Annotated in this window: 15 protein-coding genes and 1 pseudogene; 12 read left to right on the top strand and 4 right to left on the bottom strand. The window is 67.1% G+C overall.

Annotated elements, in window-relative coordinates; translation table 11 throughout:
• Window positions 1–34: 34 nt before the first annotated feature.
• Complete coding sequence (gene ctaE / locus BST47_RS10500) at window positions 35–646, bottom strand: aa3-type cytochrome oxidase subunit III (protein WP_083125452.1); 612 nt, start codon at window positions 644–646, stop codon at window positions 35–37.
• Window positions 647–695: 49 nt separating this feature from the next.
• On the opposite strand from ctaE, the gene trpD reads away from it, so the two are divergent.
• Window positions 696–1,772, top strand: coding sequence for an anthranilate phosphoribosyltransferase (gene trpD / locus BST47_RS10505; RefSeq protein WP_234809656.1), 1,077 nt, complete (start codon window positions 696–698; stop codon window positions 1,770–1,772).
• On the opposite strand, the pseudogene BST47_RS10510 reads toward trpD, so the two are convergent.
• Window positions 1,710–3,500, bottom strand: a pseudogene (locus BST47_RS10510) (DEDD exonuclease domain-containing protein); the annotation flags it as partial. The gene trpD and the pseudogene BST47_RS10510 sit on opposite strands and share 63 nt — an antisense overlap.
• Before the next feature lie 122 nt (window positions 3,501–3,622).
• Between BST47_RS10510 and BST47_RS10515 the strand changes: the two are divergent.
• From BST47_RS10515 to BST47_RS10530, 4 genes are all read left to right on the top strand, one after another.
• Complete coding sequence (locus BST47_RS10515) at window positions 3,623–3,853, top strand: hypothetical protein (RefSeq protein WP_083125543.1); 231 nt, start codon at window positions 3,623–3,625, stop codon at window positions 3,851–3,853.
• Between the two features lie 151 nt (window positions 3,854–4,004).
• Window positions 4,005–5,147, top strand: a complete 1,143-nt coding sequence (gene ripC, locus BST47_RS10520; protein WP_083125544.1) for a peptidoglycan hydrolase RipC — start codon at window positions 4,005–4,007, stop codon at window positions 5,145–5,147.
• Window positions 5,148–5,170: 23 nt separating this feature from the next.
• Window positions 5,171–6,016, top strand: coding sequence for an eCIS core domain-containing protein (locus tag BST47_RS10525; RefSeq protein WP_083125454.1), 846 nt, complete (start codon window positions 5,171–5,173; stop codon window positions 6,014–6,016).
• 20 nt (window positions 6,017–6,036) lie between these two features.
• Window positions 6,037–7,164, top strand: coding sequence for a glycosyltransferase family 4 protein (locus tag BST47_RS10530; protein ID WP_083125455.1), 1,128 nt, complete (start codon window positions 6,037–6,039; stop codon window positions 7,162–7,164).
• Here BST47_RS10530 and BST47_RS10535 read toward each other — a convergent pair.
• Window positions 7,161–8,963 carry an AMP-dependent synthetase/ligase gene (locus BST47_RS10535; protein ID WP_083125545.1) on the bottom strand — a complete coding sequence of 601 codons (1,803 nt, stop codon included), beginning with the start codon at window positions 8,961–8,963 and terminating at the stop codon, window positions 7,161–7,163. The genes BST47_RS10530 and BST47_RS10535 overlap by 4 nt on opposite strands.
• A gap of 93 nt (window positions 8,964–9,056) precedes the next feature.
• Here BST47_RS10535 and BST47_RS10540 point away from each other — a divergent pair, with 93 nt between their 5' ends.
• From BST47_RS10540 to BST47_RS10560, 5 genes are all read left to right on the top strand, one after another.
• Window positions 9,057–9,446 (top strand): polyketide cyclase / dehydrase and lipid transport, encoded by a 390-nt coding sequence (locus BST47_RS10540; RefSeq protein WP_083125456.1) that lies wholly within the window; start codon window positions 9,057–9,059, stop codon window positions 9,444–9,446.
• Between the two features lie 68 nt (window positions 9,447–9,514).
• Complete coding sequence (locus BST47_RS10545) at window positions 9,515–9,955, top strand: SRPBCC family protein (RefSeq protein ID WP_083125457.1); 441 nt, start codon at window positions 9,515–9,517, stop codon at window positions 9,953–9,955.
• A gap of 22 nt (window positions 9,956–9,977) precedes the next feature.
• Entirely contained in the window at window positions 9,978–11,237 is a 1,260-nt protein-coding gene (locus tag BST47_RS10550) for an ArsA family ATPase (RefSeq protein WP_083125458.1), read from the top strand.
• Complete coding sequence (locus tag BST47_RS10555; RefSeq protein WP_083125459.1) at window positions 11,234–11,632, top strand: hypothetical protein; 399 nt, start codon at window positions 11,234–11,236, stop codon at window positions 11,630–11,632. Before BST47_RS10550 ends, BST47_RS10555 begins: the two co-directional genes overlap by 4 nt.
• 106 nt (window positions 11,633–11,738) lie before the next feature.
• Window positions 11,739–12,464: a lysophospholipid acyltransferase family protein gene (locus tag BST47_RS10560; RefSeq protein WP_083125460.1), complete on the top strand. Its 726-nt coding sequence runs from the start codon at window positions 11,739–11,741 to the stop codon at window positions 12,462–12,464.
• Here the strand turns inward: BST47_RS10560 and BST47_RS10565 are convergent.
• Window positions 12,461–13,783, bottom strand: a complete 1,323-nt coding sequence (locus tag BST47_RS10565) for a glycosyltransferase 87 family protein (protein ID WP_083125461.1) — start codon at window positions 13,781–13,783, stop codon at window positions 12,461–12,463. The genes BST47_RS10560 and BST47_RS10565 overlap by 4 nt on opposite strands.
• 84 nt (window positions 13,784–13,867) lie before the next feature.
• Here BST47_RS10565 and BST47_RS10570 point away from each other — a divergent pair, with 84 nt between their 5' ends.
• Window positions 13,868–14,743, top strand: coding sequence for a hypothetical protein (locus BST47_RS10570; RefSeq protein ID WP_083125462.1), 876 nt, complete (start codon window positions 13,868–13,870; stop codon window positions 14,741–14,743).
• On the top strand, window positions 14,740–15,237 hold the full coding sequence (locus tag BST47_RS10575) for a polyadenylate-specific 3'-exoribonuclease AS (RefSeq protein WP_083125463.1): 498 nt from the start codon (window positions 14,740–14,742) through the stop codon (window positions 15,235–15,237). The genes BST47_RS10570 and BST47_RS10575 overlap by 4 nt, the downstream gene beginning before the upstream one ends.
• Window positions 15,238–15,259 lie beyond the last annotated feature (22 nt).

Consider the following 15,259-nt stretch of genomic DNA (forward strand, 5'->3'; position numbering starts at 1 on the left):
TTCGAACCCCTCAGCGGACGCATCGGCGAGCCGATCACCGAACGAAGTAAATGACGGCGAACAGGGCAATCCACACGATGTCGACGAAGTGCCAGTAGTACGAGACGACGATCGCCGCGGTGGCCTGAGCAGGCGTGAACTTACTCATCCTGGTTCGGGCCAGTAGGAAGAGGAATGCGATGAGCCCGCCGATGACGTGCAGGCCGTGGAATCCGGTGGCCAGATAAAAGACCGACCCGTAGGCGCTGCTGGACAACGTGGTGCCGTGGTGGACGAGCTGGATGTACTCGTAGCCCTGGCCGAGGACGAAGAAAAGACCCATCAAGAACGTGATGACATACCAGCGCCGCAGCCCGAAGACGTCACCGCGCTCGGCGGCGAACACGCCCATCTGGCAGGTGAACGACGAGGCGATCAGCACCAGCGTCACCGGAACGGCCTGGACCAGGTTCAGCTCGGTCGGCTCGGGTGGCCAGTTGCCCCCGGCCTGCGAGCGGGCGGTGAAGTACATCGCGAACAGCCCGGCAAAGAACATCAGCTCGCTGGAGAGCCACACGATCGTTCCGACACTGACCATGTTCGGCCGGTTCAGGGAATGAACTCGCGACGTGATAGCGGTCCCCGAGGTGCCTACAGCGCTCGTCACAGAAGCAAGTATGACGCTTTGTAGTTGTTGAACTCCACCCGGGTAAGCAATTGGTCATAATCAGCGCGTGACTTCCGCTGATTCCCCCACCTGGCCCCAACTCCTCGGCCGCCTAACCACAGGTCAGGCGCTCGCCACCGGGCAGGCCGGCTGGGCGATGGATCAGATCATGACCGGCGCGGCCACTCCAGCTCAGATCGCCGCCTTCGGCGTGTCCATGAAAATGAAGCGCCCGACGCCCGCAGAAGTGGCCGAGATGGCCGACATCATGCTCAAACATGCGCGCCGGGTTCCGACGGAGACGATCGGCAACGAGACCGTCGACGTGGTCGGGACCGGTGGCGACGGTTCCAACACGGTGAACCTGTCGACGATGGCCGCGATCGTCGTGGCCGCCGCCGGTGTGCCGGTGGTCAAGCACGGCAACCGGGCCGCGTCGTCACTCTCAGGTGGTGCCGACACTCTCGAGGCGCTAGGGGTGCGGATCGACCTGGGTCCCGAAGATGTCGCGCGCAGCGTCGCCGAGGTCGGTATCGGATTCTGTTTCGCGCCGCAATTCCATCCGTCCTACCGGCATGCCGGAGTTGTGCGGCGCGAGATCGGTGTGCCCACCGTTTTCAATCTGCTTGGGCCGCTGACGAATCCGGCCTCGCCGCGGGCCGGGCTGATCGGCTGCGCGTGGGCGGACCTGGCCGAGGTGATGGCCGGCGTGTTCGCCGCCCGCCGCTCCAGCGTGCTGGTGGTGCACGGCGACGACGGTCTTGACGAGCTGACCACCACCACGACGAGCACCATCTGGCGCGTTCAGGCCGGCACCGTCGAGCGGCTGACGTTCGATCCGATGGCGTTCGGGTTCGCCCGCGCGCAACTGTCCGAGCTTGTCGGCGGTGACGCGGAGGCGAACGCCGAGTCGGTGCGGGCGGTGCTCGGCGGCGCCAAGGGCGCGGTGCGTGATGCTGTGGTGCTCAACGCGGCTGGCGCGATGGTGGCCCATGCCGGGTTAGCCAGCGACGCCCAGTGGGTGCCCGCGTGGGAGTCGGGCCTGGCGAGGGCTGCCGAGACCATCGACTCGGGTGCTGCCGAAAAGTTGCTCGCGCGTTGGGTGGGGTTCGGTCAGAAGCTCTGATTCGGAACGGATTTCGGTCAGTTGTTCAGCCGCGACGCGCGCCGACCGTGCCGCCGCGGCCCAGCCCGCGAATCGACCCGCCGAGCCCGCCGGTGAGGCGTAACCGGTTTCCGCGCGCACGATCCGGACACCCGGCTGGGAGAGCCAGCGTGCGATGAGTGCGGTCTCCTCGACGAGTGCACCGCCGAGTGGCGCTTGACTCGGCAGAATCGCTTGTGCGCCAGCGCATATCGCGTCCACAACCGGCATGGGCGGAACGCCGCGCGGTGCATTACCCGCCGACGCCAGCTGCCCGTGGCGGATCACGGCGAGACGCCAGCCGCCGGCGCCGTCCGGACGCGCCGCGACGATCTCGCTGACGTCGGCGAGTGCGCGTAGCCGCTGGCCACGCCAGAGCACGTCGATGGCGGTGGCGGCGTGATCTCTCAGCCGCGCAGCGGTTTCGTAGCGCGCGCGGCCCGCGAGCTCGGTGATGTGCGACAGCACGTCGGCCAGCGCGCTGCTGTCGGCGCCGTCGATCAGGTCGCGGGCCCGCGTCGGCGCGTCGGCGTAGTCGGCGGCGTTGACGTCGCGCGGAGCGGGGCACGGTGAGACTTCGTGTTCGGGGCATTTCGGACCGTGCAGCGCGGAGCGGCCCAGCCGTGCCGAGCAGGTGCGCACGCCGGTGAAGCGGGCCAGCAATGCGGCGGTCTGTACCGCGTCGGCGCGGGCGCGAAACGGGCCGACGGCGGACGCGTGCTTTGGCGAACGCACGACAGAAAAACGTGGGAACGCCTCGTCGGTCAGGACCACCCACCACCATCGGTGCGGGAACTTCGAGCGGCGGTTGTAGGGCGGTGAGTGCGCGGCGAGCAGCCGCAGTTCTCGGACGCCGGCCTCCAGATCGTGCGCGCACTCGACATGGTCGACCGCCGTTGCCAGCGAAGCCATCTCCTTCATGCGCGTGCGCGGGTCCGCGCCGTTGAAGTACTGGCCGACCCGACGGCGCAGATCGACGGCCGTGCCCACGTACAAGACTTCCGACGCGGGCCCGCGGAACAGGTAGACGCCGGGCCGCCGGGGCAGTGCTGAGGCGAGATGGCGGTTGCGGCGCTGCGCGGGCGACACGTCGGGCAGGTACGACCGCAGCTCGGTATAGGTGTGTACGCCTTGGTTGCCCACGCGCTCGATGAGCCCGTGCAGCACATCGACGGTGGCGCGGGCGTCGTCGAGGGCGCGGTGCGTCGGGGTGGTGGAAGCCCTGAACAGCCGGGCCAGCGCCGACAGCCGCACGCTGGGTGCCTCGTCGCGGGTGAGCACGCGGCGCGCCAGGCGCACCGTGCACAACACCGGCGGCCGGGGCCAGGCGATCTCGGCGCGCTCGGCGGCCGCGCGCAGGAACCCGACGTCGAAGCCGGCGTTGTGGGCGACCAGTACCGCTCCGCGCGCGAATTCGAGAAACGAGGGGAGCACCGAATCGATCGTCGGGGCATCGCGCACCATGGCCGTGGTGATGCCGGTCAGCGACACGATCTGGGGTGGGATGCTGCGGCCCGGGTCGACCAGGGTGGCGAGCTCGCCCAGCACCACGCCGCCGCGCACCTTGACTGCACCGATCTCGGTGATGGCGTCGTGGTTCTCGCCGCTGGCGCGCCCGCCCGTGGTCTCGAGGTCGACGACGACGAACGTGGTTTCGTGCAACGACACATCAGTAAGCGGGTCGACGTCAGCGAAGCTGAGCTGGCCCATGCGCTGACGGTAGGGAACCGGACCGACAAATGCCGCCAGGCTGGGCGTTGCCACGCCGTCCGACGATGGTTGTCGGTGCCCGCGGATACCGTGCGGGCAACACCGAGCAGGAGGACTGCGGAATGTTTGATAACGACGAGGTGCCCGACACGGGCACTGTCACCATCGACTGCGATGACTGCGCAGTGCGGGGCCCCGGTTGTCAGGACTGCGTGGTCAGTGTGCTGCTAGGCGCCCCCGAAACTTTGCTCGACGACGAACGCCGGGCGCTCGAGGTACTCGCTGACGTGGGGTTGGCGCCACGTCTTCGACTCATTCCGATCCACGGCCGCAATAACTCTGGCGTTGCGTGACAACACGCTACAGGTGGGCCGGTTGTGGCAGATGTGGCGTCGCCTGTTAAATTTGCGTCTTCTGTTGGACAAGGGCGATGCCGTTTCGTAACCTGTCTGAGACCTAAGCGCAGCTCGACACGGCCCGTCACGGCAGTTGAAGGACGCAATCTTGAGGCTCGACCGCACGCAATGGTTCACTCGTGTTCTTAAGCGACCCGCAATCGGTGCGATAGCCGGCCTGATGGTGTTCGGCGGAATTCTCGCCTCGGGTGTGCAGGCCGATCCGGCCGATGACGCGCTGGCGAAGCTCAATGAACTGTCGCGGCAGGCCGAGCAGACCACCGAGGCCATGCACTCCGCGCAACTGGATCTGAACGACAAGCTGGCGGCGCAACAGGCCGCGGAGGCCAAGCACGCCGCAGACGCGGGTGCGCTGAATTCCGCCAGGTCTGCACTGATGACGTTCCAGACCGGAGTCAACAAGATCGCCGCGTCGCAGTACATGGGTGGCCGCCCCGACGGCATGAACGCCCTGCTGACCGCCTCGTCGCCGCAGGGTCTCATCGACCAGATGTCGGTACAGCGCGTGATGGCCGCCGAAATGTCGTCGCAGATGAAGAGCTTCCGGGAGGCCAGCGCACAGGCCGCCGCCGCCGAGGAAGCGTCGGCGAAGTCGGCCGCCGAGGCGAAGACCGCCGCCGAGCAGGCCGCCGCCGTCCGCGCTGACCTGCAGTCCAAGCAGAGCAAGCTGCAGGTCGAGATCGCGGTCGTCAAGTCGCAGTACGAGGCGTTGACGCCGAACCAGCGCGAGGCCCTGGCCGCCATGCCGCCCGTGCCCCCGATCCCGCCGCCGCCCCCGGGCGACCCCGCGATACTCGCCGCCGCTCCTCCTGGCATTGCTCCGCCGCCCGCCGGCGCGGTTCCGGCCCCCGGCATTCCGCCTGGTGACATGGCGCCGCCGGTCGGTGGCCACGGCACCACCGTCATCCAGGCCGCGCTGAGCCGCATCGGATCGCCGTACTCGTGGGGCGGATCCGGCCCCAACGCGTTCGACTGCTCCGGTCTGGTGCAGTGGGCCTTCCAGCAGGCGGGCATCTCGCTGCCGCACTCCAGCCAGGCGCTGGCCAACGGCGGATCGCCGGTCTCGGTCGACCAGATGCAGCCGGGTGACGTCGTCAACTACTACTCCGACGCGTCACACACCGCGATCTACATCGGCGACGGAATGATGGTCCACGCCTCGACCTATGGCACGCCGGTGCGGGTCGCCCCGGTGGATAACGCGCCGATCTACAACGTCCGCCGCTACTGACCGTCGAGGATCAGCGTCGGCGAGTGGTAGATCGCCTCTCGCACGCAAAGACGAGAACCACTCTCGCCGCAGTCCTGATCGCCGAACTGGTCTGCGGACTGCTGTTGCTCGGCAACACCGGACCAACTCAGCCCGATCCGCCCATGGCCGCTGCGGGGTCACTCACCACGCCCTCCTCGGCGCCGACCCCGCAGACTCTGCAAGATGGCCGCACCGTGCGCCTGATCGGCCTCGGCGAGCGCACCGCTCCGCTGTTGCGTCGCATCTCCGCGCAGCTCGACGACGCGGCGGACGCCGTCACCGCATTCTGGGGACCTGACTGGCCGCGCGAGATCGTCCTCGTGGCGGCGGGCACCGAAGAACAGTTCGCCGCCGTCGGCGGGGGTGACTCCCACACCGCGGCCACCACCACCGGCGAACGAATCATGTTCGCACCCGGCGCCGCGCAGATGAGCGATGAATCGCTGCGAATCGTTTTGCGCCACGAACTGTTCCACTACGCGGCACGCGACGCGACCGCAGCCGATGCACCGCAGTGGCTCACCGAGGGCGTGGCCGACTTCGTCGCCCGCCCACCCACGCCGCTGCCCGAGGACGCCGCCGCCGTGGCAGGGGCAGGACTGCCGACCGACGCGGAGCTCAGCGGACCCGACCGCTCGCTGGCCTACGACCGTGCCTGGTGGTTCAGCCGGTTCGTGGCTGACACCTACGGCACCGCAGCACTGAAGGACCTCTACGTGCGGGCCTGCGGACACGGCCACCCCGACGTCGCCACTGCGGTGCAAGACGCCCTCGGAACCGACCTCGCTGCAGTGCTGGCCGCATGGCGGCAGTGGCTGACCTGGGGGCACCGCCCACCCGGAGGGTAGGGGGAATAACGTGACGGGCTATGAGCCGGGTCCTGCTGGTCACCAATGATTTTCCACCCAGACGTGGCGGCATTCAGTCGTACCTGCAGGAATTCGTGGGCCACCTGGTAGACGCGGGTGCCCACAGTTTGACGGTGTACGCACCGAAGTGGAAGGGCTCCGATGAGTTCGACCGGGCCGCCGACTACGAGGTGGTGCGGCATCCGACCACGCTGATGCTGCCCGAACCGTCGGTCGCGGGCCGAATGCGGCGACTCATCGAGCTCCACAACGCCGACACCGTGTGGTTCGGCGCGGCGGCACCGCTGGCGCTGATGGCGCCACTGGCTCGTGACGCGGGCGCCGCCCGGGTGATCGCGAGCACCCATGGTCACGAGGTGGGATGGTCGATGCTCCCGCTGGCCCGAACGGCGTTGCGGCGCATCGGATCCGGGACCGACGCGGTGACGTACGTCAGCCGCTACACCAGGCGGCGGTTCGCATCGGCGTTCGGTCCGCATGCGGCACTCGAGCATCTGCCGCCGGGTGTGGACACCGAGCGGTTCGTGCCGGATGAGATCGCACGCGCGCAGATGCGGGCCCGCTACGGGCTGGGCGGTCGCCCCGTCGTGGTCTGCCTATCGCGACTGGTGCCGCGCAAGGGTCAGGACATGTTGATCCGGGCGCTGCCCGCGATCCGGCAACGTGTGCATGGTGCCGCTCTGGTGATCGTCGGCGGCGGCCCCTACGGAAAATCCCTGCGGCGCCTCGCGCACGACTTCGGAGTGTCCGAACATGTGGTGTTCACCGAAGGCGTGCCTGGCGAGGAACTACCAGCCCATCATGCGATGGCCGACGTGTTCGCGATGCCGTGCCGGACCAGGGGAGCCGGCTTGGACGTCGAAGGTCTGGGCATCGTCTATCTGGAGGCGTCGGCGTGCGGAGTGCCCGTGGTGGCCGGCAGGTCAGGCGGTGCGCCGGAGACCGTGCTCGACGGTGAGACGGGCATGGTGGTCGACGGCTGGGACGTCGGCGCGATCGCGGCGACGGTCAGCGATCTGCTCGCCGATCCCGACCGGGCGGCCCGGATGGGGGCGGCCGGTCGGCGCTGGGCCGTCGACAACTGGCAGTGGAAGGACCAGGCCGCCAAGTTGTCCGGCCTGCTCTAGTCCTTCGCGTACAAACCCTCGATATCGGTGGCGAACTTCTCGGCCACCACCTTGCGCTTGACCTTAAGCGTCGGTGTCAACTCGCCGGTGAGGACCGTGAAGTCGACGGGCAAGATTCGGAACCTACGGATCGCCTCGGCCTTCGACACCGCCTGGTTGGCGTTCTTGACGGCGAGGTCGATCTCCGCGACGAGATCGGGATCGTCGGTCAAGTCCTCCACCGAGGCCTTCGCGTCTTTGCCGTGATGCGCCTTCCAGACGTCAAACGCCTCAGGGTCGATGGCAATGAGCGCAGCGATGAAGGGCTTCGCGTCGCCGACGGCCATCGCCTGACTGATCAGCGGGTGTGCGCGCAACTGGTCCTCGAGCACTGCCGGTGCGACGTTCTTACCGCCGGCTGTCACGATGATTTCCTTCTTGCGGCCGACGATGGACAGGAACCCATCGTCGTCGATGTGCCCGAGGTCGCCGGTGTGGAACCAGCCGTTGACGATCGCCTCACTTGTGGCGGTCTCGTTTCGCCAATAGCCGTCGAACACCACGCCGCCCTTGACCAACAGCTCGCCGTCGTTGGCGACCGCCATACTGTTGCCCGGCAGAAGTTTTCCGACGGTGCCGATTTTCAGCTCGCCGATCCGGTTAGCGGTGATCGCGGCGCTGGTCTCGGTCAGCCCGTAGCCTTCGTAGATCGTCAGCCCGATGCCGCGATAGAAGTGGCCAAGGCGCGCACCCAGCGGGGCACCGCCGGAGATGGACGCCCGGCAGTCGCCGCCGGTCGCGGCGCGCAGCTTGCCGTACACGAGCCGATCGAACAACGCGTGCTTTGCCCGCAGCAGCAGGCCCGGCCCGCCGGTGTCCTGGGCTTGACTCCATTCGATCGCGGTCTGCACTGCCCTCGCGAAGATCGCACCCTTCCCCGAGTCCGAAGCGTTCAACTCCGCAGTGTTGTAGACCTTTTCGAAGACGCGGGGGACAGACACGATGACCGTCGGCTTGAACAGCCCGAACATCGGTACCAGATTCTTGATGTCGCTCGTGTAGCCGATCGTGACCCCGTTCGCGAATGCCGTCATGGACAGCGCGCGCGCCAGGACGTGCGCCAACGGAAGGAACACCAACAGCCGCTCACCTTTACGCAGCAGGCTGGGGAAGGAGGCCGCCGCACCACGCGTCTCGTACAGCAGGTTGGAATGGGTCAGTTGGCAGCCCTTGGGGCGGCCCGTGGTGCCCGAGGTGTAGATCAGGGTGGCCGGATTGGCGGAGCGGATGCCCGCCAACCGCTCGTCGAGCTGCTTGCGATCCACCGATGCGCCGGCGTCGGCCAGTGCGTCCACGGCCGACGGCGCCGTCGACTCGATGACGAGCACCTTGCGCAGCGCGGGCAACTCGTCGAGCAGCGCTTTGACCATCAGCGCATGCGCTTCGATCTCGACGAAGGCCAGCACCGCGCCGGAATCCTCCAATACCCAGCGCACCTGGTCGGGGGATGAGGTCTCGTAAATCGGGACGGTCACCGCGCCGATTGCCAGAATCGCGTAGTCCAGGATCACCCACTCGTAGCGGGTGGCCGACAGGACGGCGACACGATCACCCGGGGCCACGCCCTCGGCGATCAACCCCAGTGCCGCCGAACGGATCTGATCGGCGGCCTCCTTGCACGTGACATCGGTCCATACGCCGTCGACGAGGCGCTGGAAGATCACGTGGTCGGGATCGTCGCGCTCATGGCTGAAGACGGAGCTGACGACGTTGTCGTGGTCACCCACGGTGAATGAAGCGGGGACACTGAACTCGCGCACGATCATGGCCTCTCGACTAGCGGCTTTGCCGCTCAACAGCGTAGTCGGCCACCGTCGACACCGACCGGGGCACGCATGTATAGCTTGTAGGCCATGCACAGCATCCAGATCGCCGACGAGACGTTTGTCTCCGCGGACCCCGCCGAGGTGGGAATGGCGGTAGGCGACCCCGCGAACTGGCGCCGCTGGTGGCCTGACCTGCGGCTGACCGTGGTCGAGGACCGCGGTGAGGTCGGTCACCGGTGGACGGTCGCCGGCGCGCTCACCGGCACGATGGAAGTCTGGCTGCAACCCGCCCTGGACGGGGTGATCCTGCATTATTTCCTGCACGCTGAACCGTCGGGCGTGGCGGCCTGGCAGCTACAGAAGATGAACCTCGCCAAAATGAACCATCAGCGCCGGGTAGCTGGCAAAGACATGGCGTTCGAGGTGAAGCGCCGCCTGGAGGCGACGCGCCCGGTCGGAGTATCCCGGCTGGCGTGAGACTTGGGTTCAACACCTCCGAGCGGGGTACATTCTGGGCCATCGGCAGATAGACGGAGAAGAAGGCAGTGGCGGACAAGACGGCGCAGACCATCTACATTGATGCCGACCCGTCGAGGGTGATGGGTGTCATCGCCGACATCGCGTCCTATCCGGAGTGGGTCAACGAGTACAAGGACTGTGAGGTCCTCGAGGCAGGCCCGGAGGGGTATCCGAAGACGGCGCGACTGGTTTTGGACGCGGCGGTGCTCAAGGACACGATGGTGCTGGCATACGACTGGAAGCAGGTCGACCGCGGCTCGGTGGAGTGGACCTTGGTGTCCAGCTCGCTGCTGAAGTCGTTGAACGGTGCATATCGGTTGTCGCCCAAGGGGTCCGGAACCGACGTTACCTATGAGCTGTCGGTCGACCTGATCATCCCCATGATCGGGCTGTTGAAGCGCAAGGCTGAACGGCGGCTCACCGACACCGCGTTGAAGGACCTCAAGAAACGAGCCGAGGCTGAGTGACCTCCCGCCACCCCGTCGCGGTGTGAATCCGGGCCCGCCGGTGGCTCGGATCAGTCTCTTCGTCGGTAAGGGCGGTGTCGGGAAGTCGACTCTGGCGACCGCCACCGCCGTGCGCGACGCCCGCGCGGGCATGCGGGTGCTGCTCGTGTCGACAGATCAGGCGCACTCCATCGGAGACGTGCTGGGCGCGCCGATCACGCCGACCGGGCGACGAGAACCCACTAGGGTCTTCGCCGACCTCGACAACGGCACCGACGCGGGCGGTCTCCTCGACGCGCTGGCGCTCGACACGCTGGCACTACTGGAGGCCCATTGGCGCGAGATCGCGGGCATGCTGGCCGGTCGATTTCCCGAGTCGGACTTGGGAAACGTTGCCCCCGAAGAACTTTCAGCGCTGCCCGGTATCCAGGAAGTGCTCGGCTTGCACGAGGTCGGCGAGCTGGCGGCTGCTGGTCAGTGGGATCACGTCGTGGTCGACTGCGCGTCGACCGCCGATGCACTGCGCATGCTCACGCTCCCCGCGACGTTCGCGCTCTATCTGGAGCGCGCCTGGCCACGGCACCGCCGGCTGTCCGGCACCGACGACGCTCGTACGGCTGCGGTCGTGGGACTCGTGGAGCGCATCGGCGCTGGCACCGAGCGGTTGAGCGCGCTGCTCACCGACGGGTCCGTACTCAGCGCTCATCTGGTGATGACCGCCGAACGGGTGGTCGCCGCCGAGGCGGCGCGCACGCTGGGCTCGCTGGCGTTGATGGGCGTCCGGATCGACGAGTTGATCGTCAACCAGATTCTGGTGCAAGACGATTCATACGAGTACCGCAACCTGCCCGATCATCCCGCGTTTGACTGGTACTCCGAACGGATCTCCGAGCAGCAGTCGGTGCTCGATGAACTGGACAGCATGATCGGCGACGTGCAGCTCGTCCTCGTTCCGCACTTGGCCGGCGAGCCGATCGGGCCGAAAGCACTCGGTGAGCTGCTGGACGCTGCACGCCGGCGTGACGGTTCACCGCCCCCTGGTCCGCTGCGGCCGATCGTGGACAGGGAATCCGGAGCCGGTCTCGAAGCCGTCTACCGAATGCGGCTAGAGTTGCCGCAGGTCGACTCAGCTGCCCTCGCGCTCGGGCGGGTCGACGATGACTTGATCATCGGTGTCGGCGGGATGCGACGCCGTGTTCGACTCGCTTCGGTACTACGTCGTTGCATCGTGATCGACGCGCAGCTGCGAGGCAGTGAACTGACAGTGCGGTTCCGACCGAATCCGGAGGTGTGGCCTCAGTGACCGGCGAACACTCCGACATCGGTCCGGAGCTGCGGCAGCTGGCGCAGACCATCCTGGATCGGCTTGACCCCGCGCTGCGCATGGCCGCGGCGCGCGCGGCCGCCCCCGACGCCACCCCCGGCAAGTGTCAGCAGGTGTGGTGCCCGGTGTGCGCACTGGCCGCGCTGGCGTCGGGCGAACAGCATCCATTGCTGACGGTCATCGCTGATCACAGCGTCGCGCTGCTCACCGTGGTGAGGGCGCTCATCGAAGACACTGCGCAATCCGGACAGCCGGGTGGCCCACCGCCGCCGTCTCCGGACGGCCCGCCGCCGCCGGATCCGCCCGATGGTGACGGGCCCGCACCCCCGGGACCCGGGCGCTATCAGCACATTCCGGTAACGGTCGAGGAGTAGCTGAGTTCCATCTCGCGCCGCCGAGGCTGCCCTGTGGTCGCTTGCCCGGTGCGTGGGTACAGTTGTCGCAGAACACCGAGGTGTGTTCGATCATCAGGAGGGGCCCATGTGGTATTGGCTGTTCAAGTACATCTTCATGGGTCCTTTGCTGTCGCTGCTCGGCCGGCCGAAAGTCGAAGGGCTGGACTATGTTCCACGCTCGGGGCCCGCGATCCTCGCCAGTAACCACCTAGCGGTTGCCGACAGCTTCTTCAAGCCTCTTGTGGTCCGCCGCAGGATCACCTTCCTGGCCAAGGCCGAGTACTTCACCGGAACGGGGCTCAAAGGATGGTTCCAGCGGTGGTTCTACACCGCCGCGGGCCAGGTGCCGATCGACCGTTCCGACGCTGACAGTGCCCAGGCCGCATTGAGCACAGCCGCCCGCGTCCTCAGTGAGGGCAAGCTGCTCGGGATGTATCCGGAGGGCACCCGCTCGCCCGACGGACGGCTGTACAAGGGCAAGACGGGTCTGGCGCGACTGGCGCTGGAAACGGGCGTTCCGGTGATTCCGGTCGCGATGATAGGAACCGATGTCGTCAATCCACCTGGGAAGAAGGGGTGGCGCTTCGGCCGGGTGACGGTGAAGTTCGGCAAGCCGATGGATTTCAGCCGGTTCGAGGGTCTGGCGGGTAACAGGTTCATCGAACGCGCGGTGATCGATGAGGTGATGTACGAGCTCATGCGGCTGTCCGGGCAGGAATATGTCGACCTGTACGCCGCCGATGTCAAGGAAGGCAAGGCGGATGCCACGGCGAAGCCGTCGGCCCGTATGCCCGAAGTTGCCGCCGGTTAGTTGACCGCGGGGACACGCGCCTCGTCGACCGCGGCATCAGAGCCCTGGGTCTGGCGCCACGACATCGTGCCCGACACGACAATCACCGCGATCGCCCACCACACGTAGGAACCGCCGGCCAGCTGCCGCCATAGCGACGCCGCGGTTTCCTGGTGTTCGGGCATCAGCGGGATCGGGGTCCAGATCATCAGCGCGACGCCCGCCGCGGCGACAACGCCCAGGGCCACGTGCCGCTGGCGGTAGGCCACGATGCCGGTGACCAGCACGGTGGGCAGCACCCACACCCAATGATGCGACCAGGAGACCGGCGAGACCACCAGCCCGAACATCGCCACGCAGATGAGGGCGAGCACCGATTGCTCGGCCTTCAAGACGCGTCGCACGGCCCACACCGTCAGCGCCAGCACCGCGAAACAGGCGACGGTCCACAACACGAATCGCATGCCTTCGCCGAGGCCCAGCCGGGCCAGGGCGCCCGCGATGTTCTGATTGGTGTTCAGCGTCGCGGTGCCGATGCGGTCGGTGTTGCGCACGGTTTCGGTCCAGTACTCGAACGAGTCCCGCCAGGCGAACGCCACTCCGGCCAGCGTGGCGGCCGCGGCAGACGCCGCGGTGACGAGCAGCGCGCGGGTGTCCCGACGCAGGACGAAGTACAGCAGGAACACCGCAGGGGTGAGTTTGAGGGCGATCGCCAGCCCCAGCAGCATGCCGCGCGGCCACGGTGTCTTGCGCGGGACGCAATCGGCGATCACCAGCGTCATCAACACCACGTTGATCTGGCCGAAGTCGAAGTTCGACCGGATCGGTTCGAAGTAGATGACCGCGGGCGCCACTATCGCCGCGGCCAGCCAGGTCCGGCGCAGCCATGCCGGCTCCGAGGTGATCCCCCTACCCTTCGGGTGGGAGGTGCCCCCAGGACTCTTGCCGTCCGCCGGATCCGGCCAGACGTCCAGTCGAGTCAGCAGGATGGTCGTCGCGACGATCAGCAGAACCAGCGTGGCCAGCGTGATGGCGATGCTCGCGCCGTCCAGCGACAGGAGCGCAAACGGCGCGAACAGGACAGCTGCCAGCGGAGGGTAGGTGAAGGGCAGGTCGAGTCCGCCGCGAGTGTGGAAGATGACACCGTCGGCATACAGCGGCCGGCCGTCGAGCCAGGCCTGCCCGCCCATCCGGTAGACGTCGATGTCGATGCGGTACGGGGTGTGCCCCAGTAGCCGCCAGCCGGCCCAGACCAATGCCGCCACGGTGAGCAGCTGAACCAGCCGCCAGGCGAGCATTCGTCCCCAATCAAGCCTGCCGGGAGACCGCCGCGTACTCATCTCGCGACCAGACTATCGGTGGCCACCGGCGCGTCGGAGGGTATCCCGGGCGTGACACGCGCAGGTCGGCGTAAGTTTTCGACCGTGCGCGCGACGTTCGACCTCGACTTCGGCATTCCACATAGCCGAATACCGCTGGTGTTCTGCCTGGTCGCGTTCATTCTCACGTTCTTTGTGACGCGCACGATCGTGCGGTACATCCGCAGCCATGCCGACTCCAACGCGCCCCGCAAGTGGTGGCAGCCGCGCAACATTTCTGCAGGCAGCGGGCTGCACATCCACCACGTGGTCATCGGTGTGATACTCGTCATGATCTCCGGTGTGTCGATGGTGACTTTGGCGGTCAACGGGGGTGTACCCGAATTCACGGTCGCGGCAACCTTTTTCGGAATCGGAGCCGCGCTGGTGCTCGATGAGTTCGCGCTGATCCTGCACTTGCAGGACGTGTATTGGGCCGAGGACGGGCGAACTTCGGTCGACGCGGTGTTCGCTGCCGTCGCCGTTGCGGGGCTGCTCGTCCTGGGTTTCAACCCGCTGTCTTTCTTCGATATCGGGATCTGGCGCAACGACCATTCGTTCGAGGCGAGGGCCAGCGTGATCGCCCTTGCAGCGCTCACGCTGATGCTCGCGGTCGTCGTGCTGCTCAAGGGCAAGGTCTGGACCGGGTTGGTGGGGATGTTCATCACCCCGCTGCTCTTCATCGGGGCGATCCGGCTGTCCCGCCCACACGCGCCGTGGGCCCGCTGGCGATACGGCGACCGCCCCAGGAAGATGCATCGCGCGCTGGAGCGCGAACGTCGGCTGCGGCGACCGGTCGTGCAGGCCAAGCTGTGGCTGCAGCACGTGATCGCGGGCGAGCCGCGCTTCCCGGAAGACGCCGAAGTGAACCAGGAACTGGACCGCGAGATCCGCGCCGCCCCGGCGCCGGATCGGGCGGCGACGGGAGTACCGGGGGCGTGAGGTACTTCTATGACACCGAGTTCATCGACAACGGCCGGACGATCGAGCTGATCTCCATTGGCGTCGCAGCCGAGGATGGTCGCGAATATTACGGTATTTCAACGGAGTTCAACCCGGAACGGGCGGGCAGCTGGGTGCGTAGGAACGTGCTGCCCAAACTCCCTTCGCCGTCGTCGCAGCTATGGCGCTCGCGTCGGCAGATCCGCGCGGAGCTGGAAGATTTCTTCGGCGTCGACGGTGACGAGCCGATCGAACTGTGGGCGTGGGTCGGGGCTTACGACCACGTCGTGCTGTGTCAGTTGTGGGGCCCGATGACCGATCTTCCGCCTGCGATTCCTCGGTTCACCCGGGAGTTGCGGCAGTTCTGGGAGGAGAGGGGATCGCCCCGGATGCCGCCGCGACCGCGCGACGCCCACGACGCCCTGGTGGACGCGCGTCACAACCTGTTGCGCTTCCAGTTGATGACCACCGGCGAAGTGCCAGTCCAGCGGTAAAAACCGGTATCGGGGTCCAGTT

Source organism: Mycolicibacterium tusciae, from assembly GCF_002086795.1.
In the GTDB taxonomy this organism is placed as follows: Bacteria; Actinomycetota; Actinomycetes; order Mycobacteriales; family Mycobacteriaceae; genus Mycobacterium; species Mycobacterium tusciae.

Coding starts and splice junctions, on each gene's coding strand:
- BST47_RS10560 (WP_083125460.1), top strand. CDS start 11,739: ATGTGGTATTGGCTGTTCAAGTACATCTTCATGGGTCCTTTGCTGTCG.
- BST47_RS10540 (WP_083125456.1), top strand. CDS start 9,057: ATGCACAGCATCCAGATCGCCGACGAGACGTTTGTCTCCGCGGACCCC.
- BST47_RS10530 (WP_083125455.1), top strand. CDS start 6,037: ATGAGCCGGGTCCTGCTGGTCACCAATGATTTTCCACCCAGACGTGGC.
- BST47_RS10515 (WP_083125543.1), top strand. CDS start 3,623: ATGTTTGATAACGACGAGGTGCCCGACACGGGCACTGTCACCATCGAC.
- BST47_RS10565 (WP_083125461.1), bottom strand. CDS start 13,783: ATGAGTACGCGGCGGTCTCCCGGCAGGCTTGATTGGGGACGAATGCTC.